Raw genomic sequence first — 25,077 nt, forward strand, 5'->3', positions numbered from 1 at the left:
TGTCCGTGCCGAGGGCCCTTCCCGGCGGCCGCCGACGGAGCTGTGCGCGGGGACCGCGCGTACGTGCGGAGGCGCGGGTGGGCGCAGGTGCGGAGGCGTGGTTGAGCGCAGGTACGGAGGTGCGGGTACGCGGACGCCCGCGCGCACCGGGCGTTCGGCGGGGCGAACGGCGGGGCGAACGGCGGGTGGGCGCGGGCGGAACGGTCCGGGCGCGGCGGTGCGGGCGGGAATGGTCCGGACGCGGGCGGTACGGCCGGGCGGGACGGGTCGCCGGGGCGGCGGTGGGTCCGTCGGCGCCGGCGGGTCAGCGGCGGCGGCGGTGCAGGGCGACGGCGGCGACCGTGCCGCCGGCCAGGGCACCGACCCCGGCGGCGGCCGGGAGCGCGACCTGCGCGGCCTTGCGGCCGGTGCGGTAGTCGCGCAGCCGCCAGTCGTGGGCACGGGCGTGCTTGCGGAGCTTGGCGTCCGGGTTGATCGCGTAGGGGTGGCCGACCAGCGAGAGCATCGGGATGTCGTTGTGCGAGTCGCTGTACGCGGCGCAGCGCCCGAGGTCCAGGCCCTCGCCCGCCGCCAGGGCGCGTACCGCCTCGGCCTTGGCGGGGCCGTGCAGCGGTTCGCCGACCAGGCGGCCGGTGTAGACGCCGTCGACGGACTCGGCGACCGTGCCGAGCGCGCCGGTGAGACCGAGCCGGCGGGCGATGATCGTGGCGGTCTCCACCGGGGCGGCGGTGACCAGCCAGACCTTCTGGCCCGCGTCGAGGTGTGCCTGGGCGAGGGCGCGGGTGCCGGGCCAGATGCGGTCGGCCATGTACTCGTCGTAGATCTCCTCGCCGATGGACATCAGCTCGGAGACGCGGTGTCCCTTGACGATGGAGAGCGCGCTGTCGCGGGCGTCCTGCATGTGTTCCGGGTCTTCCACGCCGGCCAGCCGGAACCACGCCTGCTGCCAGGCGAACCGGGTCAGTTCGCGGCGCTGGAAGAACTTCCGCTTGTAGAGGCCGCGGCCGAAGTGGAAGAGCGCGGCGCCCTGCATCACGGTGTTGTCGAGGTCGAAGAAGGCGGCGGCGCGGTCGTCGCCGGCCACCGGGAACGCCGGTTCCTCGGGCGCGCCCCGGTCCGCTTCGAGGAGGGTGTCGCCGTCCCCGTCCAGCGTCGCCTTGCGGGCGGCCTCGGCCGCGGCCTCGCCCGCCAGCACGCTCCGTGCGGTCGCGGGGCGCCTGCGAGGTGTGAGCCATCCAAGAGAGGCCATGCGGCGAGCATAACCATTTCGCCAGGCACTTCTCGTCCGGTCGGGTTCCGCGGACGTGAACTCTCCGGGACCCGGCCGTTACGCGGACGTGCGGGGCCGCGTCCGAGCAGGGTCCCGGTGGGGTCCCGGCGGCGGCCGCACCCGTGCGGGGGCGGTGCGGAAAACGGTGCGCGGTGGTGTCGGTGCGGGGCGCGACGGGCGGAGAATGGGGGGCATGAGTGCCCTGCTGCGTCGTACGAAGAAGAAGCCCGCCGACCGGGTCGTCACGCTCCTCGGGAAGCCCGGCTGTCATCTCTGCGAGGACGCGAAGGCGGTGGTGGACGTGGTGTGCGCGGAGACCGGTGCGGCGCTGGAGGAGAAGGACATCACGCGGGACGAGGCGTTGTACGCGCAGTACTGGGAGCAGATCCCGGTGGTGCTGATCGACGGGGAGCAGCACACCTTCTGGCGCGTCGACCCGAACCGGCTGCGTTCGGCACTGGGTGCCTGAACCCGTTCCCGCCGCGTGGCGCCGTGCGGGGCCCGCTCTGGCACTGGGTGCCTGAGTCAACGATTTTCGCGTACCATCATGGGCGTTTTGAGTGGTCTCGGGGGCCTGGTCATGAGGAGTGTGTTCGGTTTTGCCCCCTTCGAACCCGCAACGGGTTGATGCGATCCGTGGTTCCGGGATCGGGCGGCGAATTCGCGTGACCCCGGTCACTTTGACCGGACAAAACGGACACAATCTTTGTGCACGTGTTCACAAAGACATAGCCTGCATTCGACGGGGCGGTCTTGGGACATACGGCCGCCTACAGCCCCGCTCATCCCGCAGGAGCACCGTGGCAACTGGCCGAACTCACCGACCGGCGACCCGAAGCCGAGGAATTCCCGAGGCCACTGTCGCCCGACTCCCCCTGTATCTGCGCGCACTCACGGCGCTGTCCGAGCGTTCCGTTCCGACGGTCTCCTCCGAGGAGCTCGCCACGGCCGCGGGGGTCAATTCCGCGAAGCTCCGCAAGGACTTCAGCTACCTGGGGTCCTACGGCACCCGGGGCGTCGGGTACGACGTCGAGTACCTCGTCTACCAGATCTCCCGTGAGCTCGGTCTCACCCAGGACTGGCCGGTCGCCATCGTCGGCATCGGAAACCTCGGCGCCGCCCTCGCCAACTACGGCGGGTTCGCCTCCCGCGGCTTCCGGGTCGCCGCGCTGATCGACGCCGACCCCGCGATGGCCGGTACGCCGGTCGCCGGGATCCCCGTCCAGCACACCGACGACATGGACCGCATCCTCACCGACAACGGTGTGTCCATCGGCGTGATCACCACCCCGCCCGGCGCCGCCCAGCAGGTCTGCGACCGTCTCGTGGCGGCCGGTGTCACCTCGATCCTCAACTTCGCGCCGACCGTCCTCTCCGTTCCCGAGGGCGTCGACGTGCGCAAGGTCGACCTCTCCATCGAGCTCCAGATCCTCGCGTTCCACGAGCAGCGCAAGGCCGGCGAGGACGGCACCGCCGACGAGGCCGACGAGGCCGCGCCGCCGATGCGCGCGACCCCGGTGAACCGGAAGGGACCCGACGGGGACATGCCCGCCGTGATGCCGGCATGAGCCTTCTCGTCGTCGGACTGAGCCACCGCAGCGCCCCCGTCTCCGTGCTGGAGCGGGCCTCGCTCGCCCAGGACGCCCAGGTCAAGCTGTTGCAGGACACCCTCGCCGCGGAGCCCGCGGCCGAGGCCGCCGTGCTGGCCACCTGCAACCGCATCGAGCTCTACGCCGACGTGGACAAGTTCCACGCGGGTGTCGCCGAGCTGTCGACGCTGCTCGCGCAGCACAGCCAGGTCGGGCTGGACGAGCTCACTCCCCATCTCTACGTGCACTACGAGGACCGCGCCGTCCACCACCTCCTGTCGGTGGCCTGCGGGCTGGACTCGATGGTCGTGGGCGAGGGCCAGATCCTCGGCCAGATCAAGGACGCGCTCGCCCTGGGGCAGGAGCTGCACACGGCGGGCCGGCTGCTGAACGACCTGTTCCAGCAGGCCCTGCGGGTCGGCAAGCGCGCCCACAGCGAGACCGGGATCGACCGCGCCGGACAGTCGCTGGTCACCTTCGGCCTGGAGCAGCTCGCCGCCGGGCAGGACGTCGACGCCTGGGCCCGGGGCAAGCGGGCCCTGGTCATCGGGGCCGGTTCGATGTCCTCGCTGGCCGCCGCGACCCTGGCCCGTACCGGGGTCGGCGAGATCGTCGTCGCCAACCGGACCCGCGCCCGCGCCGACCGCCTGGTGGAGATCCTCGGGCAGGCGACAGGGCCCGAACTGCGCGCCCGCGCCGTGGAGATGACCGCCGTCGGCGAGGAACTGACACGTGCCGACATCGTGGTGTCCTGCACCGGTTCGACCGGTCTGGTGCTGACGGCCGAGGCGATCGCGAAGGCCGTCGGCGCGGAGTACGACGCCGTGTCCGCGGCCGCTCCGAAGCCCGCGGCCGGTACGCCCGTGGACGCGCTGGACCAGCACGCCGCCTGGGTGGAGAACGGCTCCGGGAACGGCGCTCCCGCCCAGGACGGCGCCCCGGACCAGCTCGGCAACCCGGCAGGGCCGCGCCGCGTCACCGTCCCCGCGCAGAACAACGGACCCGTGCGGCTCGCGGTCCTCGACCTCGCGATGCCGAGGGACGTGGACAGCGCCGCGCACCGCATCGACGGCGTACGCCTCGTCGACATCGAGTCGCTCGCCGAGGCGTCCGCGGACGCCCCGATGGCCGCCGACGTCGACCGGGTGCGGGGCATCGTCTCCGACGAGGTGGCCGCCTTCGGCGCCGCCCAGCGCGCCGCGCACATCACCCCGACCGTCGTCGCCCTGCGCACGATGGCCGCCGACGTGGTGGCCGGCGAGATCGCCCGGCTCGACGGACGGCTGCCCGACCTCGACGAGAAACAGCGCGCGGAGATCACGCAGACCGTGCGCCGTGTCGTCGACAAGCTCCTGCACGCGCCGACCGTGCGGGTCAAGCAGCTGGCGAGCGAGCCCGGCGGCGCCGGGTACGCGGACGCGCTGCGAGAACTCTTCGACCTCGACCCGCAGACGGTGGCCGCCGTCTCCCGGGCAGACCTGAACGACCCGAATAGAGGGCGGTCATGACCGACAGCTCACCCCAGGGTGGGGCCAACAACACGCCGCTGCGGCTCGGCACCCGGCGCAGCAAACTCGCCATGGCCCAGTCGGGCCTGGTCGCCGAGGCGGTCAGCGAGGTGACCGGGCGCGCCGTCGAGCTCGTCGAGATCACCACGTACGGCGACGTCTCGCGCGAGGACCTGGCGCAGATCGGCGGCACCGGAGTGTTCGTCGCCGCGCTGCGCGAGGCGCTGCTGCGGGGCGAGGTGGACTTCGCGGTCCACAGCCTCAAGGACCTGCCGACCGCGCAGCCCGAGGGCCTGGTGCTGGCCGCCGTGCCGCTCCGCGAGGACCCGCGCGACGTGCTGGTGGCACGCGACGGGCTGACCTTCGACGAGCTGCCGGCCGGTGCCCGTGTCGGTACCGGTTCGCCGCGCCGCATGGCCCAGCTGAACGCGCACGCGAAGTCGCACGGCCTCTCCATAGAGACCGTGCCGATCCGCGGCAACGTGGATACGCGCATCGGATTTGTACGGAACGGAGAGCTGGACGCGGTGGTTCTCGCCGCGGCCGGTCTCAGCCGTCTGGGCCGGACGGACGAGGTGACCGACTTCCTGTCGCCCGACACCGTCCTGCCCGCTCCCGGTCAGGGAGCACTGGCGATCGAGTGCGCGGCAACGAGCACCGACCTCGCCGCCGCGCTCGCGGAGCTCGACGACCCGTACACACGGGTCGCGGTCACCGCCGAGCGTTCCCTGCTCGCCGCCCTGGAGGCCGGCTGCTCCGCACCCGTGGGTGCGTTGGCCGACCTCCTGGTCGACGGTCAGGCTGTCAACGAACTGCGCCTGCGCGGTGTCGTCGGTTCCACCGACGGTTCCTCGCTGGTGCAGCTGTCCACCACCGGTCCCGTTCCCACGTCGCAGGACGACGCGGCGGCCCTCGGACGCGAACTCGCGTCGGAGATGCTCGCCAAGGGTGCGGCCGGTCTTATGGGGGAGCGAGCACTTTGAGCCCCACCGGCCCCGCCGTGTCCGACTTTCCGCTGCTGTCCGCGCAGGGACACGTCACCTTCCTCGGCGCCGGTCCCGGCGACCCTGGTCTGCTGACGCTGCGCGCCGTCGAGGCGCTCGCGAGCGCCGACGTTCTTGTCGCAGAGCCCGAGGTGCTCGACGTCGTGCGCACACATGCGCGGGCAGGCGTGAGCACCCCTGAGCTGACCGTCGTTGACATCACGTCAACAGCCGCCGGAGTGCCTGTACTCAGGGACGCGGCCAATATTGTCATGGAGGCCGCGAAGGGCGGCAGGCGGGTCGTCCGTGCTGTCGCCGGTGACCCCGGGCTGGACGGTGGCGCGGGGGCGGAGATGCTCGCGTGCGCCGCCGCCGGGGTGCCCTTCGAGGTCGTCCCGGGTGTCGCCAACGTCGTCGGCGTGCCCGCGTACGCCGGTGTGCCGCTGCGCGACGCGCAGGGTACGGACGTGCGCTTCGTGGACGCCCGTACCGCGACCGACCGCTGCTGGAGCGAGGTCGGCGCGAGCGACGCGACCGCCGTCGTCTCGACCACGCTGGACTCCGTCGCTGCCGCCGCGGGCGAGCTCGTCTCGGCGGGCCGCAAGCCCGACACCCCGCTGACCGTCACCGTCGCGGGCACCACCACCCGCCAGCGGACGTGGACGGCGACGCTCGGCACCATCGCGCAGCTCTTCAAGCAGACGAAGGTGCTCCCGTCGCCGGACGGGCACCAGCCGGTCATAGCCGTGGTCGGGGACCGTACCTCCGCCGCCCAGCGCGACCAGCTCGCCTGGTTCGAGTCCAAGCAGCTCTTCGGCTGGAAGGTGCTCGTCCCGCGGACGAAGGAGCAGGCGGCCTCCCTCTCGGACCAGCTGCGTTCCTACGGCGCCGTGCCGCACGAGGTGCCGACGATCGCCGTCGAGCCGCCGCGTACGCCGCAGCAGATGGAGCGCGCGGTCAAGGGCCTGGTCACCGGCCGGTACGAGTGGATCGCGTTCACCTCGGTGAACGCCGTGAAGGCCGTACGGGAGAAGTTCGAGGAGTACGGGCTCGACGCCCGCGCCTTCGCCGGGATCAAGGTCGCGGCCGTCGGCGAGCAGACCGCCGCCGCGCTGGTCGACTTCGGTGTGAAGCCGGACCTGGTGCCGTCGGGCGAGCAGTCCGCCGCCGGTCTCCTGGAGGACTGGCCGCCGTACGACCCGGTCTTCGACCCGATCGACCGCGTCTTCCTGCCGCGCGCCGACATCGCCACCGAGACCCTGGTGGCGGGCCTGATCGACCTGGGCTGGGAGGTCGACGACGTGACCGCGTACCGCACGGTCCGCGCCTCGCCGCCCCCGGCGGACACCCGGGAGGCGATCAAGGGCGGCGGCTTCGACGCGGTGCTCTTCACCTCGTCCTCGACCGTCCGCAACCTGGTCGGCATCGCGGGCAAGCCGCACAACGTGACGGTCATCGCCTGCATCGGTCCGGCCACCGCGAAGACCGCCGAGGAGCACGGCCTGCGGGTCGACGTCCTCGCGCCGGAGCCCTCGGTGCACAAGCTGGCCGAGGCGCTGGCGGAGTTCGGCGCGCGGCGCCGGGACGCGGCCAAGGAGGCCGGCGACCCGGTGACCCGCCCGAGCGAGCGGCGCCCCGGCGCGCGGCGGAGGCGTACGACGACCTGACCGGTCGGCGCGGACGTACGGGCCCGGCGGCTCCCTGGTGGGAGCTGCCGGGCCCGTTCCCGTGTGCGGGTGCCGGCCCTTCCGGGCGCGGGCGCGGGGTCCGGGTTTTCCGGCAGGGGTGTCGGTAAGTGACCGATGTGGGCGGGTCTATGGTCAAAGGATGACTGCGTACGGAAACTTCCCCGGCTCCCGCCCCCGGCGGCTGCGGACGACCCCGACGATGCGACGCATGGTCGCCGAGACCCGCCTCCACCCCGCCAACCTGATCCTCCCCGCGTTCGTCCGCGAGGGCATCGACGCCCCGGTCGAGATCTCGGCGATGCCGGGCGTGCGGCAGCACACCCTGGACACCCTGCGGAAGGCCGCCGTCGAAGCGGTCGAGGCGGGGGTCTCCGGGATCATGCTCTTCGGCGTGCCGGCCGACGAGAAGAAGGACGCCCGGGGCACGGCGGGGACGGACCCGGACGGCATCCTCCAGCAGGGCCTGCGGGCGGTGCGCGCGGAGGTCGGCGACGACCTCGTCGTGATGTCCGACCTCTGCCTCGACGAGTACACCGACCACGGTCACTGCGGTGTGCTGACCGAGGACGGCCGCGTCGACAACGACGCCACCCTGGAGCGGTACGCCGAGATGGCCCAGGTCCAGGCCGACGCGGGCGCCCACACGGTCGGCCCGAGCGGCATGATGGACGGCCAGGTCGGCGTGATCCGGGACGCGCTGGACCAGACCGGGTACGAGGACGTGTCGATCCTCGCGTACACCGCGAAGTACTCCTCCGCCTTCTACGGCCCCTTCCGGGAGGCCGTCGGCTCCTCGCTCCGGGGCGACCGCAAGACGTACCAGCAGGACCCGGCGAACATCCGTGAGTCCCTGCGCGAGCTGGCGCTCGATCTTGCGGAGGGCGCCGACATGGTGATGGTCAAGCCGGCCGGCCCGTACCTCGACATCCTCGCCAAGGTCGCCGACTCCGTGGACGTGCCGGTCGCGGCGTACCAGATCAGCGGCGAGTACTCGATGATCGAGGCCGCAGCCGAGAAGGGCTGGATCGACCGCGACGCGGCGATCCTGGAGAGCCTGACGGGCATCCGGCGCGCGGGCGCGTCGATGATCCTGACGTACTGGGCGACGGAGGTCGCGCAGCGGCTGGGCGGGCGTTCGGCGTAGTTCGCGGTGTCCGCGGTGTCCGGGGGCGGAGGTCGCCACCCGTGCGGACGCCTTGTCGGCTGCCGTACGGGCTCAACTCCCTTAGCCGGGAGATCGGTTCACCGTAGGGTGCTCGCCGCCCGGGATGGTGGCACGATGCCCCGGTGAACCTTTTCTCGCGCTTCGCCACAGGTCCCGGCCCCGGTAGCAGCGGGATGCTGGAGCCCCCGGAGCCCGTGCCGACCGACCCCGGCCGGTGGCCGAAGCTGGAGACCGCGCTCGCCGTGGTCAACCGCGACCTGCGGGCGACCCTGCCGGGCCAGGACGCGCTGGTGCTGATGGGCGTCCCGTCGTACGAGCCTGCGTCCCGGGCGTACACCGGCGAGGAGCAGGTCTACGTGGCGATGCCCGACGGCCGTTGGCAGGGCAACCCGGTCAACGCGTCGGATCTGGAGGAGGGTTGCCCGCCGGAGCCGCACGACCCGGAGACGGTCCTGGGCGTTGTCGCGGAGGCCGCGCAGGACACCCTCATGGAGTTGCTCCGGCAGGCGTGGCCCGTCTGCCCCGCGCACGGCTTCGGGATGCACCTCTGGCTGGCGGGAATGCCTGAGGACGGGGACGGGAGCGACGTGTCCGGGCCGCCGATGTGGCATTGCCGGGGTGGCCGCGGTGGCACCTGGCACGGCGTCGCCCGGGTGGGCGAGCTGGCCGCTGCCCTCTCCGGGCCTTCGGCACCGAGGGCCGGCGGTTCCTGACGTCGGACGGCCAGGTCGGCCTGCCGGTAGGCCTGCCGGGTCGGGTGAGGTAGAAGGGCGGGATGGACACCGTTCGTCGCGGGCTGAGGCCGGAGTCCGTGTGCACCCGCGGTGCCGTACGGGCGGGGCGTTCGTCGGTCCGAGCTGTTCACGCGCCAAAGGCACCAACACCTCCCCACGGCACACGGCGGTTTCTCAGCCGTTCGGGTCCCAGAGCCCGCCGGCCTCGCCCCGGGCGAGATGGTCGGAGTAGACGCCGACTTTCCAGGCGATGACCGAGCGGCACTCCTCCAGGGCCCGGATCTGCGCCTCGACGCGCCGCTGATGGGCGTCGAGGAGCCGGAGGCGGTCGGCCTCGTTGCCGGGCCCGTTCCGTACGAGCTCGGCGAAGCGCCTGAGCTCGGCGAGAGGCATCCCCGACTCCCGCAGTTTCACGCAGACCATCAGCCATTCCACGTCCGCCGCGGTGTAGCGGCGCCGGCCGCCCGCGTCCCGTCCCACCGGCCCGACCAGCAGGCCCTCGCGCTCGTACAGGCGCAGGGCGTGCACGCTGAGACCGGTCCGCCCGGCCACCTCGCCGATGCTCAGCGCCTCCGTGCGGGCTTCGGTAGTCGTCATGCCCCTCAACCTAGCTGCTGCTCAGGTCTGTTGGCGGGCTTGACCTAGACCGAGGTCGAGCTCGTAGCGTCCTCGGCATGACCATCAGCGAACAGCAGCCGCTCGGCTCTCCCTTCTCCGCCGCCAGCAACGCCGAGGACGTCATGGCCGGCGTCGACCTCTCCGGGAAGACCGCCGTCGTGACCGGGGGCTACTCCGGGCTCGGACTGGAGACCACCCGCGCCCTGGCGGCCGCCGGGGCCCGGGTGATCGTCCCCGCACGCCGGCCCGGAGTCGCCGATGCCGCCCTCGCCGACGTGAAGGGGTGCGAGGTCGTCCCCATGGACCTGGCCGACCTCGACAGCGTACGGAGGGCCGCCGCGCAGATCAGCGACTCCGCCGGCCGGATCGACCTCCTGATGGAGGTGGCCGGCGTCATGGCCACCCCGGAACGGCGTGTCGGGCCCGGCTGGGAGAGCCAGTTGGCCGCCAACCACTTCGGGCACTTCACCCTCGCCTGCGAGCTCTACCCGCTCCTGGCCGGGGCCGGTGGCGCGCGGGTCGTCCTCAACAGTTCCGCCGGGCACACCCTGTCCGACTTCCGCCGGCACGACCCGCACTTCCGCACCGGCTACGACAAGTGGCTGGCGTACGGCCAGTCCAAGACCGCCAACGCCCTCTTCACCGTGCACCTCGACGCGCTCGGACGCGAGGACGGCGTCCGGGCGTTCGTCCTCCACCCCGGCAAGATCATCACGGGGCTCCAGCGGGAGATGACGCTCCAGGAGCAGATCGCCCTGGGGTGGGTGGACGACAGGGGGAACGTCGTCGGCGCCGGTTTCAAGACCGCGTCCCAGGGCGCCGCCACCGGCCTGTGGGCCGCCACGTCCCCGCTCCTCGACGACCGTGGCGGGGTCTACCTCGAAGACTGCGAGATCGCGCACGTATCGGCCCCGGACGACGCCATGGACGCCGGTGGGGTCCGCGCGTACGCCGTCGATCCGGCCGCGGCCGCACGGCTGTGGGACCTGTCCGTCGCGGCGACCGGGGCCGCTCCGATCGGCCGGTGACACGCCGTGGCCGTGGCCGTAGCAGTAGCCGGGCCGCGTACGGGGCGAAGGGCCGGCGCGGACGGGGCTGCCCTCAGTCGGCCGCCTGCTGCTCCCACCCCGTGAGGATGCGGGCGGCCTCGTGGCCGAGATGAGCGTCCTCGGACAGCCGGCGGAGCACTTCGGCGCGGCCCTCGCTCGGACCGGCCTCGCTGAGGGCCGCAAGGGCGTTGTCCCGTACGAGCGGGTCGGGGTCGCCCAGCACGGCGACGGCCAGGGCCGCGTGGACGACGGAGTCGTCGGCGTAGGAGCCCAGCGCCATCACCGCGTACTGACGGACCAGGTCCTCGTCCGGGTGTTCGACGGCCGACACGAGGACGGCGCCCGCGAGACGCCAGGTCTCCGGGTCGGACGGGGGCCAGAGCCGCAGCGCCTTCGTCGCTTCCAGGCGTGCGAGGTCGTACGCCTCGTAGTCGGCGACGACCTCGATGAGGAACGACAGGATGCCCGGGTGGTCCGGCTCGGTGGAGAGCATGCCGCTGAGGTCGTAGACGATTTCGCGCCTGCGGTCGCTCTCCTGGGGCAGCGTCGCGTACTCCGTGATCAGCTTTTCCGTCCGGTTCATGGGATATGCGTTTCCCTGGACGCGAAGTTCCACGCATCCGGCCGCTTGCCGGTCGTCCTCGTCTCCTCCCTCCGGCTTCTCCCACGGGCACCACCCCGGGGGCGCGGCCCGGCTTCTCCCCTCGTGGAAGCCGGACCGCGCGTTCGGGGTGGTCCTCCCGGCCGGTCAGGGGCGGCCGGGAGGGGCTGTGCGGTCAGTCCCACCAGAAGGACCAGCTCTCGCGGTTCAGTACGGACTTCTCGGCGTACGCGGCGAGGTCGTACGGCGGGTTCTGGTCGATGGTGTCCGGGCAGAAGGCGAAGTGCTCGGCGGCGAGCGCGTTGGCCTCCGCGAGGGTGGTCGGCGGGCGGCCGACCGACACCGTCAGGGTGTCGAAGCCCAGCACCACGACCCGTATGTCGAACCGGTCCTCCCAGGAGCGGAGCACCGCGCAGAGGCGGGCGACGTCGCTCTCGTGGTTGACGGGACCCGTCCAGCCGAGGGCGGCGGGGATGTCCGCGCTGCGCCGGGCGGGTACGAGCGCCGGGCGCAGACCGGCGCCCTGGTCGTCCAGATGGGCGCTGCTGAACATGTCGGCCAGATCGGCGGCCAGTTGGTCCGGTTCGTCGGGGCCTTTGGTGGCGGGGGACGGGGCGAGGCCGGGCCACTCGGGGGCGCGGCCGGAGGCACCGCCCGACTCGCTGTCCGATGCGCCGTGCCGTTCGCCGTCCGATTCGCCTGCCCCGTCGCCGAGTTCGTCGGCGGCATACGGCTCCCAGAAGTCGAGGAGCACTTCCTCGGCGTCGTGGTCCCCCGGGTACGAGACGTTCGCGGGATCGAGGGACCAAGCGCTCGGCGGCTCCCGGCGCGGGCCCTCGTCGATCAGCACGGGCAGCAGTCCGACCGGCCGGCCGGTGGCGCGCAGGGCCGCGAAGTCGCCCGGGGCCGCCGCCGTGTTCCCGTACCAGAACAGGGGTTCGTGCCAGGGGCCGTCGATCGTGGTGTCCACGAGGGAACCGGACGGCAGATCCAGCCCGCGGGAGGCCAGGGACGGAAGGGGGTTCGGGAGCGTCGCCATGCCGCAGACACTAAGGGGAGCCACTGACAACGCCTCCGGCGGCGCTGTTGACAGCATCACCGGCAGAGGGGCGCAGAACGGCCTGAAGTGCTCGAACGCGCCTTTCTCCGGGCCTGGTTCGCGCGAGAATTCCTCTGTGGGGCATCCGCGGAGCCCCCGCCGCCGAAGAGGAGACATGGCCCCTCAACCGAAACAACCCGAGCGACCCGAGCGACCCGAGCGACCCGAGCAGCCGAAGCGCCCCGAGAGGTCCGGGCGACCGCAGCGGTCCGGACCGGCCCAGCAGGGCGACCAGAGGCGTGAAAGCAGCCAGAGCAGCCCCGGTGACCAGCCCAACCGCGGCAAGCGGACGAAGACGTCGCGTCTCGCCGACGGCCGGCTGCTCATCGCGGACATCGATCTGGAGCTCCCCCCGGGCCGGAGCCCGCTCCAACGGGCCCTGCGCACGGCTGACATCAACCTCCCGCCCGCCCGGCCCAGGACGAGCGTCCAAGCCATGCCGGAGGGGCCCTCCGATGAGGCTGCGGAGGCTGCGCCCGTGGACGGAGCCGCTGCGGAGGAAGCCGCCGCGGAGGGGTGAACGGTGGGCTCGCGGGCCCTGTTCAGTCTGCCTTCGGCGTCGTCGCGTACGTGAACGGGCCTACGACGCCCGCGCTGTGATGGGCCGCCGCTTCGAGTGCGGCGGTGATCCGTTGGCGCGGATTCAGGTCGAGCGAGGCCGTGGCGTGGAGCGCGCCGAGGGCGATGTCGTCTCCGCAGCCGACCGCCGCGTACTGGTCCGAGGGCTCGCCGACCTGGTAGTCCGAGTGGATGGTGTAGAGCCGTCCGGCTATGCCGACGAGGAACGTACCGGCCTGCTCCTGCTCCGACTCCTTGCGCGCCCAGCCGCCGTCCTTGAGGCAGGAGCGCAGGGCGTCGATGAACTTGGTGACCATGAACCGGTCCAGGTCGCCGCTCGGATGCGGTACCTCGAACGCGTACCGCAGGAGCTGTCCCATGCGGAACGACGAGGTGAACCCCATGACGTAGGGGCCGTTGCGGAACACTTTGAGGTCCCGGCGCACGGTGATCGAGAGCCCGGCGACCCCTGCCGAGTCGCCGCCGAGGTGGACACGGTTCTTGTGGACGAGCCCGACGATCACGGTCATGCGGAGGCAACCTCACGAGTAGTCGGAGCCGGAGCCTGATGGCCCAGGTCGGAGCCGCGCGGATCGGTGGTCCCGGCGCCGGTGGACACCGGCGTGGACACCGGCGGTTGGAGGTGGCGCGCGAGGGGTGTGCAGGAGATGCTGCCCGGGGCGGCTCGCGGCGAATCGTGGCCGATGGCGCACGAGGGGGCGCACTCGGCCCACCGGGCCGCGTACGGCATCGCCAGTCCCACCAGGACGAAGACGCCTCCCAGGGCCAGCCAGCCGGGAATGCCCCAGGCGATGCAGAACAGCCCCAGAACGGAGGGGGCCAAGGAGCTTGCCAGGCCGGTGCCGGTCGCGCTCAGTCCCGAGTACTGGCCCTGGGCGTGGGCGGGCGCCAGCCCGAAGTTCAGCTCGAACGAGGCTGCGGTGTGCCAGAGTTCGCCGATGGTGTGCACGACGACGCCGACGAGGATCAGGACGGTGGCGAGCACGGGCGGGGCCCCGGCCGCGAACGCCACCGCAGCCATACCGAGCAGGAACGCCACCCCGGCGCGGGCCGCGCTCCGTCCCGCCGACGCGTTGTCGACGACCGTGCGGCCCGCCCGTACCTGGAAGACCACCACGATCAGCGTGTTGACCACCGCGCACGCCCCGACCAGCCATTGGGGTGCCGCGCTGTGCCCGGCGATCCACAGGGGCAGCGCGAACACCAGGACGTGCCCCTGGAGCGACAGGACCGAGTCCAGCGCGGTGACCACCACGTACGGGCGGTCCTTCAGCACTTCCCAACGGCTCGCGGGGGCGTGGACGGTGGCGCCGGCACCCTCCCGTGACGGTGACGGTGACGGTGACGGTGACGGGTGCGGCGACGACGGAGGGTGCGGCGCCAGATGCGGCAGTCGGCTCACGATGGCGGCGCAGAGCAGGAAGCTCAGAGCGTTGGCCAGTACCAGAGCCATGTAGGCGCCCCGGGTGTCCACCTGCACCACCACGCCGGCCATGACCCCGCCGCAGGCCCCGGCCAGATTGGCCACGGCCCGCAGATAGGACCGGTAAATCGTCGGATCGGTGCCGGCGAGCCCGCGCGTCAGCGGACCGCGGGCTGCGGCCCCGGCCGAGGAGGCGAGCTGGGTGAGCGTGATGACCAGGACGAACATGCCGAACGAGTGCACCAGCACCAGCGCCGCCATCGCCACGGCCTGCACCAGCTGGACCGCCAGATACGCCTCCCGGGGCCCGCGCCGGTCGGCCACCCGCCCGACCGGCACCCCCGCTGCCAGGCCAACCAGCGCTGCCACTCCCATGCCCAGGCCGACCTGCGTCACCGACAGGCCGACCGAGCGGGTGAAGAACAGCGCGGCGCCGGTCATGAAGAGACCGCTGCCGATCGTGCTGACGAACGTCGCCACCGCCAGCGTCCGGCGGGGCCCCCGTTCGGGCAGCAGCCCGTTCCCCACATGCCAGGTCTTCATGCCGGATCCCCCTCCTCGCGGGCCTCATGGCCGCCCCGAGACTGTGCACGTCGGGCCACCTGCTGCGGAAGCCGTGCCGACCTGGTGAAATGTCACGTCCACCAGGGGAACGGGGAGTCACCCGTCGCGCGTTGCGACGAGTGACGGTCAACCGGTTGTGCGGTCGTTCTGTGTCGTTTCCTCCCCTGGGAGGCCGAGGCGCTTCGGGCGCTCGCCTCCCACGAAGGGGTGCACACCGCCGCCCTCGCTTTCGACCCGTACGCCTGGCAGGTGGTGCGGTTCGTGTTGTGGGCCGATGCCGTGGCACCGGACGAGGACGCCACCGAGCGCTACGAGGTCCTGCACCTCTCCGCTCCCGGCCTGGCCGGCCTCCCGGAAGGCCGCGTCCGGTAGGCGGCACGGAGCGCGGGGGCGACATGCCGGGCGGGGCACGGGTCGCGGGGCGGGCGGCCCCGCGCGCGTAACGTCTCGGGCCACCCACACCCGGTACGGGGCACCGTGCCGCGTACCCCACCCGCCAGCGAGGACTCCGATGCGCAAGATCATCCTGCATATCTCCGTCTCCCTCGACGGGTTCTTCGAGGGGCCGGGGCACGACATCGGCTGGAGCCTCGTCGACGAGGAGCTGCACCAGCACATGAACGACACCCTGCGGACGATGGGCGCGTTCATCCACGGGCGGGTGACGTACGAGCTGATGGCCGAGTTCTGGCCCACGGCGGACGACGATCCGGAGAACGCCGGGTCGGTGGCCGAATTCGCCGGTATCTGGCGGGACATGCCGAAGTACGTCTACTCCCGCACCCTCACCGAGGCCGGCTGGGGCTCCACGATCGTGCGCGAGGTCGACCCCGAGGCGATCCGCGCGCTGAAGGCGGAGCCGGGCGGGGACCTGGTGGTCGGCGGGCCGATGCTGGCGGACGCGTTCCGGCGGCACGGGCTCATCGACGAGTACCGGATCTACGTCCACCCGGTCCTGATCGGGCGCGGCACCCCGCTCTTCCGCGACACCGACACCCGTACGAGCCTGAGCCTCGCGGAGACCCGGCGCTTCGGAAACGGTGTGGTGATGCTGCGGTACGACGTGGAGGGCGCGGAGGAGAGCGGGAGCGGCGGCTGAGCTGACACCATGCGTGCCATGGCAGACGACAACACCGTTGGTTTCAGGGCGGGTCGGACAGGTCTCATCGTCCGCATCCCGGAGGCGGAGCCGTACGTGGGCGGATGGCGTGAGCGGCTTGATCCCTCGGCCCGGGCCGGGGTGCCGGCCCACATCACCGTGCTCTTCCCGTTCCTCGAAGAGGGCCGGACGGACGCGTCCGTCCACTCCGCACTGGCGGACGTGTTCGGCAGCCATCCGGCCTTCGATCTGCGGTTCGAGAGGTGCGGACGGCTTCCAGGCGTGCTCTCTCTCGTCCCCGAGCCGGACACGCGGTTGAGGCAGCTCACGGAGGCGATCGCCGCCCGCTGGCCCGAAGCTCCGCCGTACGGGGGTCGGTTCACCGAGATCGTCCCGCACCTGACCGTCGCCCAAGGCCAGGACGAAGCCGTCTTCGAGCGGATCGAGGCCGATCTCGCGGGCAGGCTCCCGTTCACCTCACGGGTCTCGTCGGTCGAACTCATCGTTCACGACGGCGTGAAGTGGCAGGAACGGGCGTCGTTCGCACTCGGGGGCTGAGACCGGCGGAGGAACACGTGCGCCGGGCGATGTCGGTGTGGACGAGGGTCGGGCCGGAGGCCGAGCAGCGAGCGGTACGCGGCCTCGCCACCGACCTCCGTTCAGGGCGGTGGGCCGAGCGCAACGGTGACCTCGCGGAGCTCGACGCGGTGGATCTGGGGCTGCGGCTGCTCGTCGCTTGTACAGGCTCCGGCCCGGACCAGTGCTACCTGGTCAGTACGGACCGGTGGGGGCGGTATGCGCGACTGTTTGCCGACTTCGTGGGCGGCGGTACTCAGCGAGCTACGTGATGTGCCTGCCGGTTGGCTTCTGCCCTAAGCGGTGGCCGCGTAGGCGGCGAATGCGCTCCAAGTGCCGGTGGAAACGGTGAGGATGGGGCCCTCTGGGTTCTTGGAGTCGCGGATGTGGATGGCAGCGGGGTGGGCGGCGATCTCGACGCAGGCGCCGCCCTCGCTGGCGCTGTAGCTGGACTTGAACCAGTGGAGTTCGGTGTTCATTGCTCTCCCAGCAAGCGTTCCAACAGGCGCAAGGTCTGTTCAGGGCTGAGCGCCTGAGCTCGCAGCATCGCATACTTCTGCGTGAGGATGCTGACGCCCGTCGGGTCCGAAACGAGATGGCTGCCCCGCTGTGTCTCGGAGTACGCCACGTGCTGGTGGTCGGGGGTCTCCAGCAGGATGAAGGGGCCGTCGAGGCCCGCGTGCGATGTGCTGCTGAGGGGGAGCACTTGCAGGCAGATGCCTGGGGATTGTGCACAAGTCAGCAGGTGTCGTAGCTGTTTGGCGTGCTCTTCGTCCGGCACCAGCCTGAGCATGAGGACGGGCTCCCAGACCACCGTGCTGATCGTGGGTGGGACAGGACGCCACAGGATCTCCTGTCGCTCCAGTCGGATCGCCGTCTGGGTTGAGATCTCGTCCGCGCTGAACACCGGAACCCGGTTCTTGAATACCGCCTCCGCATAACTTTCCGTTTGGAGCAGCCCCGGAAGAACCTGATTGTCGAACCAGGAGAGCGCCAGCGCTTCGCGTTCCAGCTCGATGTACTGCGCCGCCCAGGCAGGAATCAGGTCCACCTCCGGCAGGTTGTTCACCGCCGTTGCCAAGGCGCCCTTGGTGGAGAGCAGTTCGTCCAGTCGCTCGGCCAAGTCCGGCAGGAGCGCACGCCTGCCCTGCTCGATCGAGGCGATCGTCTCGACCTGAACGCCCGCTTCCTCCGCCAACTGGGCCTGGGTGAAGCCGGCCGTCACGCGGAACAGGGCCACCAGCTTGCCGACGAGCTTCATGGCGGAAGTGTTCTTGCGCTGCGGCTTCCTGGAGTGCATGACCTGCCCCTCCCCATCGGGTTCCGTGCCTTACGCGCGTAGGACCCGTACAAAAAATCTGTACGGGTGCGCGCACTGCATCAGCGTAGTCACCGAGGGTGACCCTTGAGTGGTGAATGAAGCAAAGGGGACCACCCCACACCTCGCGCATCGCGCCCTCCCCGTGCGCCCCAAGCCGGCCGTCGCCGTCCGTGAGCTCTTCTTCTGGCGGCGCCGGGACTCGGTGGCCGCCGTACGGGAGTTCGTGCGACGGGTCGCCCGGGAGTGGGGGCTCGGTGAGCGGGTGGAGGATGTCGTGCTGTGCGCGAGCGAGTTGGCGACCAACGCGGTGCTGCACGGGGTTCCGGCCGGTCGGGGGTATGTCGTACGGGTCGAGAGGCTGGGCGCGACGGCCGGGCTGCGGATCGAGTTCCACGACAGCGGTGACGGCCGGGACTCGGTCCCGGTGTCCGGGTGGGCGCGCCCGGCCGGGGGAGACCCGGGCGCGGAGTCCGGGCGTGGGCTGATCATCGTCAACGCCCTCGCCGACCGCTGGGGAGCGGCGGTGCGGAGGCCCGGGAAGATCGTCTGGTGCGAGTTCTCGGAGGGTGCGCCTCTTCGGTGACGCCCTGCCCCCTGCCCCCTTTACGCGGCCGGATACGGCCCGGCGGGTGCCGGCTCGCGCCCGGCACCCGCCGTTTCGGGGTCATGTAAGGAAAGGGGGTCAGGTGCGGGAGAGCGCGTCAGGACCGGTCAGAACGAGGTGGCGGTCTCGAAGTCGGACTGCCAGTACGTCACGACGGCCGAGCTGTCGATCCAGACCGCCTTGCTGAGGGGCACGGTCACCTGGCCGTCGTTGAAGCCGCCCTGGTTGTCCTGGAAGGACACTCGCAGCGCCTTCACGTTGAAGCCGCCCTCACCGCTGCCGTCGGCGGCCGAGGTGCGCACCGAGGCGTACGCGGACTGGCCGGGCTCCAGGGCGATGACCGCCTGCGGCACGCTGTTCTCGTCGTAGGCCATGACCGCCTGGGCGCCCTCGTAGCCGATGCCCGGGTAGCCGACGGCGTTGCAGGTCGTCGATCCGGTGTTCGTGACCGTCAGCAGGACGTGGTTGATCGGGCGGCTCAGGATGCTGCCCTTCACCTTGCTGTTCGTGCCGTCGCAGCTCGGGTAGTTGGGCGCGTCGTCGTCCGAGGAGCTGCCGGAGGAGCCGGCCGACGAGCCGCCGGACGATCCCGTGGAGGAGCTGCCGGAGCCCGAGGTGCCCGAACCGGAGGACTTGCCCGAGCCGGAAGTGGAACCCGAGGACTTCGACCCCGAGGACTTCGAACCCGAGGAGCCCGAGGAGCCGGCGGAGGCCGAGGTGTTCGCCTGGGTGGCGGTCGTGCCGTCCGTCGTGGCGGCGCCGGTGGCGGCCGGGTCCGGCAGCGGGGCGCCGCCGTCGGTGACCGCCGGGGACGAGGCGATGGCCCGGTCGATCGTGGCCCGGTCCTCCTCGCTGCAGGCCGTGAGGGAGAGCGCGCCGATCAGGGCGGCGACGCCGAAGACGGAGGTACGGGTGATACGGCGGGTACGGAGCTGACGCATGGTGAGTTTCCTCTTTCCAGGAATGCCTTGGGCGGAACGGGGCGCGCCGCTTGGGCGTCCCGAGGGTGAACCGGTGTGCTGGACAATGACGTGGTCGTCAGTGCCACAGGAGTGGGAGAGCCGCCGCGGAGACGGTGATCAGTACCCCTGCGGCCACGGCTCCGACGAGGCCTGCTCGGCCGGGTTCGGGCATGACGACTTCGTGGGTGAGGTGGGTGGGTGTCTGCCGTTCGCGGTCGGCGACCCGGCATGGCCACATGCTGTCCGGCTCCTCGTCCCAGCGGCAATGGATCACGGCCGACCTGGGACGCCGGAACGCTGGAACGGCTTCTGACCTGCGGATATACGAGGTCCCTGGAACGCTCTTCCGGGACGGGAACGAGGGGGGAACTGTCGGGTGGGCACGGAAATCCAGGACTTCGCCGCAGCGCTGGCCGCACTGAAGGAGCGGTCCGGCCTGAGTTACGGGGCGCTGGCCAAGCGGCTCCACATGAGTACGTCCACGGTGCACCGCTACTGCAACGGCGACGCGCTTCCGCACGAGTTCGCACCGGTCGAGCGACTGGCCAGGCTGTGCCGGGCGACACCGGACGAGATGGTCGCGCTGCACCGGCAGTGGATTCTGGCGGACCAGGCGAAGAAGCAGGGCGGCGCGCGGAAGGACCAGGCGGCGCCGCCCGTACCCGCCGCACCCCCCGCTCCCACCACCCCCTCCTGGGCCCGGCCGGCCGACGCGGAAGCGGAATCCGACGAGGACGGGGAAACGGAACCGGTCGCGGAACCGATCGCGGAACCGGCCCCGACCCCCACCCCGAACCCCACCCCGGCCCCCGCTACGACCTCAATTCCCGGCCCGACCCCGGCCGCACCGGACGCCGATGAGCTGCTGGTGACGGGGCGCCAGGGGAAGCCGGGAGCGCCGGGGGAGCCCGATGGACCCACCGGACCCGGTGGTCGCGGTCGTCCGTGGTCCCGGCGTACGCGCGTCCTGCTGGCCGCCGCCGTGGTGATCGCCCTCAGCGTGCCGTCCGTGCTCATCGCCCGTAACGTCGCGGGCGGCTCCGGCGACGGCCGGAACACCGACGCGGTCGGGGCCACCGCCACCGCCGTACGGAACGCCTCGCCGAGCCCGTCCCGCAAGCCGTCCGCCAAGCCTTCGGCGAGTGCCTCGGCGTCCGCGTCGGCGTCGCCGTCGGCGTCCGCCACCGCCGCCGGGCCGACCGCCACCGCGGGCCCGGCGAAGAAGGGGGCGGGGGCGGTGGCGCCGGACGGGGTTCCGCTGCGCGCCACCATCACCTCGTACAACTGGGATGCGCCCTGCGGGCAGTACACCCTGCTGGACGACGACCCGAACGACGTACCGCCGCCTCCGTCCCCGCAGAGCAGCCGGGGCTGGGCGAAGTCGCTGGGCGGTGTGGACGGCGGCTCGCAGCTGCTGGAACTGACGCTCCAGGGCTCCTCGTCCGAGGCGGTCGTCGTCAGCGGCCTCCACGTGCGGGTCGTGACGCGGAAGGCGCCGCTCGCCTGGAACGCCTTCTCGATGGCCGACGGATGCGGCAGCGCCATCACCCCGCAGAGCTTCGACATCGACCTCGACGACGACCAGCCGCGCACCGAGCCGGTCGCAGGGCAACAGGGGGACGCCGTCGTCCCCGCGCAGGACTTCCCGTTCCGTACGAGCTCCACCGACGTCCAGGTCCTCAACCTCGACGCCCACGTGGAGGGGCACGACGTGTCCTGGTACCTGGAGCTCGACTGGACCAGCGGGGACCGGAGCGGCACTTTGCGCGTGGACGACCACGGCGAGCCGTTCCGTACGAGCAGCATCAAGGCCCGGCCCGAGTACATCTACTGGCAGGACCGGGCGCAGTGGATGGACAAGGACTACTCCGACCCGTCCATGGCGGACGAGGGGGAATGACGCCGGGCCGCACCGGGACGCCGGGACGCCAGGACTCGGGGACGCCGGGCAGGCCCGGCGGCATCCTCGACGCCGGGCCTGCCCCGCTAACCTGCTCGGCGTGACCGACTCGAACACAGCGTCCGAGGACGCCGGGATCGCCGCAGCCGCGGCGGAGGCCGGCGCCCGGGTGGTGCGCGCCCTGTACGGCCGTCGGCTCGCCCGCGTCGACAAGGGCGGCGGGGACTTCGCGACCACCGCCGACCTGGAGGCGGAACGCGCGATCCTCGACGTGATCCGGGCCGCCCGGCCCGCCGACGCGGTGCTCGGCGAGGAGGGCGGGCGGCAGGGCGCGGCCGACGCCGTACGCCAGTGGCTGGTGGACCCCCTGTGCGGCACGCTCAACTACGCGGCCGGGACGCTGGTGGTCGCCGTCAACGTGGCTCTGCGGGGCGCGACGTCGGGCGGTGCGGCTCCGTCCGACGGGGCGGCGGCGGTGGCGGACCCGTTCGGCGAAGAGCTGTTCCATACCGACGGCCGGAACGCCTGGGTGCGGCACGACGGGGTCGCCACCCCGCTGGAACCCTCGTCCGCCACCCGGCTGGTGGACATCAACCTGGACCCGCCGTTCCCGAGTGCGCCCGGATTCCGGGGGGTTGACCTGCTGGCCCACCCCGACTTCGGCCGGTGGTTCCGGCCCCGGGTGGTGTCCTCGACGCTGGCGGTGGCCTGGGTGGCGGCGGGCAGGCGCGCCGCGTACGTCACCGACGGCGGCGACCTGACCGAGAGCGTCCACTTCGCCGCCGGAATCGCCCTGTGCCGGGCCGTCGGCTGCGTGGTCACCGACCTCGCCGGCGCCCCGCCCGGCCCCGGCGCCCGGGGGCTCGTGGTGGCCGCCGACGCGGAGACGCACGGGCGGCTGATCGCGATGATCCGGAGCTGAGAGGGTTCGAACCTACCCGGTGGCCTCGTCTGCTTCCCGATGGGCGACGACCGCCTCGCCGTTCTCCCGCGCCCATGCGGTGAGCATTCTGATGGGCTCCTCCAGGGTCCGCCCGAGATCGGTCAGGCTGTACTCCACGCGCGGCGGAGCCTCGGCGTACGCGTGCCGTTCGACGAGTCCGTTCGCCTGGAGGCGGCGAAGCGTCTGGGTCAGCACCTTGCGCGAGATTCCACCGCTCAGTTCGACCAACTCGCCGTGGCGCAAAGGGCCGTCCGTCAGCGCGAAGAGCGTGACCATGGACCACTTGCTCGCGATGATCTCCATCGCGAGGAGCGCGGGGCAGTCGGCGAGGAAGAAGTTTCCGGGGCGCAGGCTCACGTCTCGAAGGTTACCTGGAGGTGCCTGACGGCTGCCTATCGTCGGTGAGGTGCGCACGCCTCCCATCCGCCTCCCGCATGATCGGGGTCTCCCGTGTTCGTCACCCTCGTCGTAACAACTGCTCTCCTGTCGGCGGTACTTCTGATATCGGCCGGAGCCAAATCCCTGCGGACGCGCCACATCACCGAGCAGATGACCACGCTCGGAGTGCCGATGGGCATGATGACGTTCCTGATCGCCGCGCAGGTGGCGGGCGCGGCAGGTGCGATCGCCGGACTCCGGTGGGCGCCCCTCGGAATCGCCGCCGCCATCGGCCTGACCCTCTACTTCGCCGGAGCCGTCGCCTTCCACCTGCGGGTCGGCGACCACAAGGGGGCGCTCCCGGCGGCCGTCCTCACCGTGGCCTCCGTCGCCCTGATCCTGCTGCGCGCCGCGACCCTCTGATCCGCCGAGCCGGCGCCCGCGCGCCTCTCCGCGCCGTCCGGGAGTGGCCCGCCCCATCCCGGGCATCCGGAACGACGGCCGTTCCCGTCACCGGCCCCCGGTTCCCGCCGGGGTGCCGGAACGCCGTTCCCGCATCCCGGAAGGTGATCCATGACCAGCAGCACGCTCGACGCCGTGCCCTCCGGCAGCGGCGCGTCCGGCCCCGTCGGCACGATCGACCCAGAGCTCTCCGCAGAGCGGGTCCAGCGCCTCAGACGGAGGCTGGAACGGCTCATCGGGATCGCCGCGACCGAGGGGAACGACCTGCTCCCGCTCCGGAACGGCGACGAGATATTCGGCGCGATGCTCGGGGCGATACGGGCCGCCGAGCACACCGTGGACATGATGACCTTCGTGTACTGGCGCGGGGAGATCGCCGAGCAGTTCGCCGAGGCGCTCTCCGAGCGCGCCCGGGCCGGGGTGCGGGTGCGGCTGCTGCTCGACGGGTTCGGCAGCCGGCTCATCGAGAAGGACCAGCTGGCGATGATGAGCGACGCGGGCGTGCACGTCGCCTGGTTCCGGAAGCCGCTCTACCTCTCGCCGCTCAAGCAGAACCACCGCTGCCACCGCAAGGTGCTCATCGTGGACGAGCGCACCGCCTTCACCGGCGGGGTCGGGATAGCCGAGGAGTGGTGCGGCGACGCCCGCAACGAGCACGAGTGGCGCGACACCCACGTCCGGCTGCGTGGCCCCGCCGTCGACGGGCTCGCCGCCGCGTTCGCGCAGAACTGGGCCGAGTGCCACGAGGAGCTCTTCGACGCCGAGGACCGGTTCGTACCGGGCGCTCCCGAGGGCGACGCGATCGTGCAGGTGGTACGCGGCTCCGCCAGCTTCGGCTGGCAGGACATGCAGACCCTGATCCGGGTCGTCCTCGAATCCGCCGAGGAACGCGTCCGCCTCACCACCGCGTACTTCGCGCCCGACGAGTTCTTCACCGAGCTGCTCTGCGCCACCGCCCGGCGCGGCGTCGAGGTCGAGATCCTGCTCCCCGGCCCGTACACCGACAAGCGGGTCTGCCAGCTCGCCGGGCAGCGGTACTACGAGGACCTGACGGCGTGCGGGGTGAAGATCCACCAGTACCAGCCGACGATGATGCACACCAAGACCCTCACCGTGGACCGGGTCGCCGCCCTCATCGGCTCCACCAACTTCAACCGGCGCTCCCTCGACCACGACGAGGAGGTGATGCTCGCCGTGCTGGACCCGGAGTTCACCGCCGTGCTCGACGGCCACTTCGAGCAGGACCGCGCGGCGAGCGAGCTGATCGACGGCCGCCGCTGGCGCCGCCGCTCGCTGGTGCAGCGGGCCCGCGAGGCGTCGGTGTACCCGATCCGCCGGTTCCTCTGAGGCCGGCCCGGTCCGAACGGAAGACCCAGGTGTGGCATGGGCGGCGCGGGGCAGACGGAAGGCCCCAGCCGCCGTACGTCCGGGGAGGTCCGGGGCGCCGCCCGCCCCGCCCCGCACCCGGGCCGTACGTCACCTGAAGGGAGTGGCCCATGAGCGCGTTCGCCGACACTTCACGGGAAACGACAGCGGCGGTGATCACGGAACCCCTGCCCGATCTCCAGCTCCAGCTGCTGATCCAGCTCCTCGACCGCGAACTCCGCTCCAGCCTGCCGCTGACGCTCACCATCGCCGGAGGCGTCCTGCACGGAGACCTGATCGGCCACGAGGAGTGGAAGGCGGAGTGGGCGCGGAGCCTGCGCCAGGTCGAGGGCGAGGGCGCGAACCTCCTCGCGGAGTTCCCCGAGACCGTCGACCAGGGGCTGAGCGAGTTCGGCGCCGAGGAGGACCCGGGGCTGCCGCGCTGGATCCACCTGCGGGACGTCACCCTCAGCGTCGGCGGGGTCAGCCCGGTGCTGCTGCCGCTCTGGCGCGGACGGCTCGCCGACGTGTCGGGGTGGGCGCTGGGGCGGCCGCAGTAGCCGCAGGTCGTACGCGTACGGACGCGCGCATGGAGAA

At 72.0% G+C, this 25,077-nt stretch carries 28 protein-coding genes and 1 pseudogene; 18 read left to right on the plus strand and 11 right to left on the minus strand.

All coding sequences use genetic code 11. From position 1 onward, the window contains the following. Positions 1-304 precede the first annotated feature (304 nt). Positions 305-1,249 (minus strand): HAD family hydrolase, encoded by a 945-nt coding sequence (locus tag OG599_RS19390; protein ID WP_327177230.1) that lies wholly within the window; start codon positions 1,247-1,249, stop codon positions 305-307. A gap of 214 nt (positions 1,250-1,463) precedes the next feature. Between OG599_RS19390 and OG599_RS19395 the strand changes: the two genes are divergently transcribed. The 7 genes from OG599_RS19395 to OG599_RS19425 all read left to right on the plus strand — a co-directional run bounded on the left by OG599_RS19395 (position 1,464) and on the right by OG599_RS19425 (position 8,916). Beyond that, positions 1,464-1,739, plus strand: a complete 276-nt coding sequence (locus OG599_RS19395) for a glutaredoxin family protein (RefSeq protein ID WP_327177232.1) — start codon at positions 1,464-1,466, stop codon at positions 1,737-1,739. A 331-nt stretch (positions 1,740-2,070) separates the two neighbouring features. Beyond that, positions 2,071-2,838 carry a redox-sensing transcriptional repressor Rex gene (locus tag OG599_RS19400; protein ID WP_327177233.1) on the plus strand — a complete coding sequence of 256 codons (768 nt, stop codon included), beginning with the start codon at positions 2,071-2,073 and terminating at the stop codon, positions 2,836-2,838. Next, positions 2,835-4,367 carry a glutamyl-tRNA reductase gene (locus OG599_RS19405; RefSeq protein ID WP_327177234.1) on the plus strand — a complete coding sequence of 511 codons (1,533 nt, stop codon included), beginning with the start codon at positions 2,835-2,837 and terminating at the stop codon, positions 4,365-4,367. The genes OG599_RS19400 and OG599_RS19405 overlap by 4 nt, the downstream gene beginning before the upstream one ends. Further along, complete coding sequence (gene hemC / locus OG599_RS19410) at positions 4,364-5,350, plus strand: hydroxymethylbilane synthase (protein ID WP_327177235.1); 987 nt, start codon at positions 4,364-4,366, stop codon at positions 5,348-5,350. Before OG599_RS19405 ends, hemC begins: the two co-directional genes overlap by 4 nt. Beyond that, entirely contained in the window at positions 5,347-7,017 is a 1,671-nt protein-coding gene (locus OG599_RS19415; protein WP_327177236.1) for a bifunctional uroporphyrinogen-III C-methyltransferase/uroporphyrinogen-III synthase, read from the plus strand. Before hemC ends, OG599_RS19415 begins: the two co-directional genes overlap by 4 nt. A gap of 160 nt (positions 7,018-7,177) precedes the next feature. Next, the gene (gene hemB, locus OG599_RS19420; protein WP_327177237.1) at positions 7,178-8,182 is read left to right on the plus strand and encodes a porphobilinogen synthase; all 1,005 of its coding nucleotides are present in this window, start codon (positions 7,178-7,180) and stop codon (positions 8,180-8,182) included. Between the two features lie 143 nt (positions 8,183-8,325). Continuing rightward, positions 8,326-8,916 (plus strand): hypothetical protein, encoded by a 591-nt coding sequence (locus OG599_RS19425; RefSeq protein ID WP_327177238.1) that lies wholly within the window; start codon positions 8,326-8,328, stop codon positions 8,914-8,916. 195 nt (positions 8,917-9,111) lie between these two features. Here the strand turns inward: OG599_RS19425 and OG599_RS19430 are convergent, their stop codons facing one another. Further along, positions 9,112-9,534 carry a MerR family transcriptional regulator gene (locus OG599_RS19430; protein WP_327177239.1) on the minus strand — a complete coding sequence of 141 codons (423 nt, stop codon included), beginning with the start codon at positions 9,532-9,534 and terminating at the stop codon, positions 9,112-9,114. 77 nt (positions 9,535-9,611) lie between these two features. Between OG599_RS19430 and OG599_RS19435 the strand changes: the two genes are divergently transcribed. Continuing rightward, entirely contained in the window at positions 9,612-10,583 is a 972-nt protein-coding gene (locus tag OG599_RS19435; protein ID WP_327177240.1) for an oxidoreductase, read from the plus strand. A 73-nt stretch (positions 10,584-10,656) separates the two neighbouring features. On the opposite strand, the gene OG599_RS19440 is transcribed toward OG599_RS19435, so the two are convergent. From OG599_RS19440 to OG599_RS19455, 4 genes are all read right to left on the minus strand, one after another. Beyond that, a complete protein-coding gene (locus OG599_RS19440; protein WP_327177241.1) occupies positions 10,657-11,187 on the minus strand; it encodes a HEAT repeat domain-containing protein in 531 nt (176 codons plus the stop codon). 193 nt (positions 11,188-11,380) lie between these two features. Then, positions 11,381-12,244, minus strand: coding sequence for a DUF4253 domain-containing protein (locus OG599_RS19445; RefSeq protein WP_327177242.1), 864 nt, complete (start codon positions 12,242-12,244; stop codon positions 11,381-11,383). Positions 12,245-12,846: 602 nt separating this feature from the next. Then, positions 12,847-13,392 (minus strand): hypothetical protein, encoded by a 546-nt coding sequence (locus OG599_RS19450; RefSeq protein WP_327177243.1) that lies wholly within the window; start codon positions 13,390-13,392, stop codon positions 12,847-12,849. Then, positions 13,389-14,849, minus strand: coding sequence for an MFS transporter (locus tag OG599_RS19455; protein ID WP_327177244.1), 1,461 nt, complete (start codon positions 14,847-14,849; stop codon positions 13,389-13,391). Before OG599_RS19455 ends, OG599_RS19450 begins: the two co-directional genes overlap by 4 nt. Before the next feature lie 168 nt (positions 14,850-15,017). Here OG599_RS19455 and OG599_RS19460 point away from each other — a divergent pair, with 168 nt between their 5' ends. The 4 genes and pseudogenes from OG599_RS19460 to OG599_RS19475 all read left to right on the plus strand — a co-directional run. Next, a complete protein-coding gene (locus OG599_RS19460; protein WP_327180098.1) occupies positions 15,018-15,242 on the plus strand; it encodes a DUF4865 family protein in 225 nt (74 codons plus the stop codon). A 139-nt stretch (positions 15,243-15,381) separates the two neighbouring features. Beyond that, positions 15,382-15,969, plus strand: a complete 588-nt coding sequence (locus OG599_RS19465) for a dihydrofolate reductase family protein (RefSeq protein WP_327177245.1) — start codon at positions 15,382-15,384, stop codon at positions 15,967-15,969. Between the two features lie 18 nt (positions 15,970-15,987). Continuing rightward, on the plus strand, positions 15,988-16,527 hold the full coding sequence (locus OG599_RS19470; protein ID WP_327177246.1) for a 2'-5' RNA ligase family protein: 540 nt from the start codon (positions 15,988-15,990) through the stop codon (positions 16,525-16,527). Between the two features lie 8 nt (positions 16,528-16,535). Then, positions 16,536-16,706: pseudogene (locus OG599_RS19475) on the plus strand (MerR family transcriptional regulator); the annotation flags it as partial. 135 nt (positions 16,707-16,841) lie between these two features. On the opposite strand, the gene OG599_RS19480 reads toward OG599_RS19475, so the two are convergent. Both OG599_RS19480 and OG599_RS19485 read right to left on the minus strand, forming a co-directional pair. Further along, complete coding sequence (locus OG599_RS19480) at positions 16,842-17,024, minus strand: DUF397 domain-containing protein (RefSeq protein ID WP_442809459.1); 183 nt, start codon at positions 17,022-17,024, stop codon at positions 16,842-16,844. Then, entirely contained in the window at positions 17,021-17,806 is a 786-nt protein-coding gene (locus tag OG599_RS19485; RefSeq protein ID WP_327177247.1) for a helix-turn-helix domain-containing protein, read from the minus strand. The genes OG599_RS19480 and OG599_RS19485 overlap by 4 nt, the downstream gene beginning before the upstream one ends. 151 nt (positions 17,807-17,957) lie before the next feature. Between OG599_RS19485 and OG599_RS19490 the strand changes: the two genes are divergently transcribed. Further along, positions 17,958-18,449, plus strand: coding sequence for an ATP-binding protein (locus tag OG599_RS19490; protein ID WP_327177248.1), 492 nt, complete (start codon positions 17,958-17,960; stop codon positions 18,447-18,449). 128 nt (positions 18,450-18,577) lie between these two features. Here OG599_RS19490 and OG599_RS19495 read toward each other — a convergent pair whose 3' ends face one another. Beyond that, the gene (locus tag OG599_RS19495) at positions 18,578-19,411 is read right to left on the minus strand and encodes a DUF4232 domain-containing protein (RefSeq protein ID WP_327177249.1); all 834 of its coding nucleotides are present in this window, start codon (positions 19,409-19,411) and stop codon (positions 18,578-18,580) included. Positions 19,412-19,508: 97 nt separating this feature from the next. Continuing rightward, entirely contained in the window at positions 19,509-19,670 is a 162-nt protein-coding gene (locus OG599_RS19500; protein WP_327177250.1) for a hypothetical protein, read from the minus strand. A gap of 138 nt (positions 19,671-19,808) precedes the next feature. On the opposite strand from OG599_RS19500, the gene OG599_RS19505 reads away from it, so the two are divergent. Beyond that, entirely contained in the window at positions 19,809-21,332 is a 1,524-nt protein-coding gene (locus OG599_RS19505; protein ID WP_327177251.1) for a helix-turn-helix domain-containing protein, read from the plus strand. Positions 21,333-21,432: 100 nt separating this feature from the next. After that, positions 21,433-22,254 carry an inositol monophosphatase family protein gene (locus OG599_RS19510; RefSeq protein WP_327177252.1) on the plus strand — a complete coding sequence of 274 codons (822 nt, stop codon included), beginning with the start codon at positions 21,433-21,435 and terminating at the stop codon, positions 22,252-22,254. A gap of 12 nt (positions 22,255-22,266) precedes the next feature. Here the strand turns inward: OG599_RS19510 and OG599_RS19515 are convergent, their stop codons facing one another. Beyond that, a complete protein-coding gene (locus OG599_RS19515; RefSeq protein ID WP_327180099.1) occupies positions 22,267-22,578 on the minus strand; it encodes a winged helix-turn-helix transcriptional regulator in 312 nt (103 codons plus the stop codon). A gap of 147 nt (positions 22,579-22,725) precedes the next feature. On the opposite strand from OG599_RS19515, the gene OG599_RS19520 reads away from it, so the two are divergent. From OG599_RS19520 to OG599_RS19530, 3 genes are all read left to right on the plus strand, one after another. Beyond that, positions 22,726-23,076, plus strand: a complete 351-nt coding sequence (locus tag OG599_RS19520) for a DoxX family protein (RefSeq protein ID WP_327177253.1) — start codon at positions 22,726-22,728, stop codon at positions 23,074-23,076. 150 nt (positions 23,077-23,226) lie between these two features. Then, positions 23,227-24,462 (plus strand): phospholipase D-like domain-containing protein, encoded by a 1,236-nt coding sequence (locus OG599_RS19525; RefSeq protein WP_327177254.1) that lies wholly within the window; start codon positions 23,227-23,229, stop codon positions 24,460-24,462. Positions 24,463-24,611: 149 nt separating this feature from the next. Continuing rightward, on the plus strand, positions 24,612-25,040 hold the full coding sequence (locus OG599_RS19530) for a hypothetical protein (protein ID WP_327177255.1): 429 nt from the start codon (positions 24,612-24,614) through the stop codon (positions 25,038-25,040). The last annotated feature ends 37 nt before the right edge of the window (positions 25,041-25,077 follow it).

Origin of the sequence: Streptomyces sp. NBC_01335 (assembly GCF_035953295.1) — a bacterium.
GTDB lineage: Bacteria > Actinomycetota > Actinomycetes > Streptomycetales > Streptomycetaceae > Streptomyces.

Coding starts and splice junctions, on each gene's coding strand:
- OG599_RS19390 (WP_327177230.1), bottom strand. CDS start 1,249: ATGGCCTCTCTTGGATGGCTCACACCTCGCAGGCGCCCCGCGACCGCA.
- OG599_RS19395 (WP_327177232.1), top strand. CDS start 1,464: ATGAGTGCCCTGCTGCGTCGTACGAAGAAGAAGCCCGCCGACCGGGTC.
- OG599_RS19405 (WP_327177234.1), top strand. CDS start 2,835: ATGAGCCTTCTCGTCGTCGGACTGAGCCACCGCAGCGCCCCCGTCTCC.
- hemC (WP_327177235.1), top strand. CDS start 4,364: ATGACCGACAGCTCACCCCAGGGTGGGGCCAACAACACGCCGCTGCGG.
- hemB (WP_327177237.1), top strand. CDS start 7,178: ATGACTGCGTACGGAAACTTCCCCGGCTCCCGCCCCCGGCGGCTGCGG.
- OG599_RS19430 (WP_327177239.1), bottom strand. CDS start 9,534: ATGACGACTACCGAAGCCCGCACGGAGGCGCTGAGCATCGGCGAGGTG.
- OG599_RS19435 (WP_327177240.1), top strand. CDS start 9,612: ATGACCATCAGCGAACAGCAGCCGCTCGGCTCTCCCTTCTCCGCCGCC.
- OG599_RS19440 (WP_327177241.1), bottom strand. CDS start 11,187: ATGAACCGGACGGAAAAGCTGATCACGGAGTACGCGACGCTGCCCCAG.
- OG599_RS19445 (WP_327177242.1), bottom strand. CDS start 12,244: ATGGCGACGCTCCCGAACCCCCTTCCGTCCCTGGCCTCCCGCGGGCTG.
- OG599_RS19450 (WP_327177243.1), bottom strand. CDS start 13,392: ATGACCGTGATCGTCGGGCTCGTCCACAAGAACCGTGTCCACCTCGGC.
- OG599_RS19455 (WP_327177244.1), bottom strand. CDS start 14,849: ATGAAGACCTGGCATGTGGGGAACGGGCTGCTGCCCGAACGGGGGCCC.
- OG599_RS19465 (WP_327177245.1), top strand. CDS start 15,382: ATGCGCAAGATCATCCTGCATATCTCCGTCTCCCTCGACGGGTTCTTC.
- OG599_RS19470 (WP_327177246.1), top strand. CDS start 15,988: ATGGCAGACGACAACACCGTTGGTTTCAGGGCGGGTCGGACAGGTCTC.
- OG599_RS19480 (WP_442809459.1), bottom strand. CDS start 17,024: ATGAACACCGAACTCCACTGGTTCAAGTCCAGCTACAGCGCCAGCGAG.
- OG599_RS19485 (WP_327177247.1), bottom strand. CDS start 17,806: ATGAAGCTCGTCGGCAAGCTGGTGGCCCTGTTCCGCGTGACGGCCGGC.
- OG599_RS19495 (WP_327177249.1), bottom strand. CDS start 19,411: ATGCGTCAGCTCCGTACCCGCCGTATCACCCGTACCTCCGTCTTCGGC.
- OG599_RS19500 (WP_327177250.1), bottom strand. CDS start 19,670: ATGTGGCCATGCCGGGTCGCCGACCGCGAACGGCAGACACCCACCCAC.
- OG599_RS19515 (WP_327180099.1), bottom strand. CDS start 22,578: ATGGAGATCATCGCGAGCAAGTGGTCCATGGTCACGCTCTTCGCGCTG.
- OG599_RS19525 (WP_327177254.1), top strand. CDS start 23,227: ATGACCAGCAGCACGCTCGACGCCGTGCCCTCCGGCAGCGGCGCGTCC.
- OG599_RS19530 (WP_327177255.1), top strand. CDS start 24,612: ATGAGCGCGTTCGCCGACACTTCACGGGAAACGACAGCGGCGGTGATC.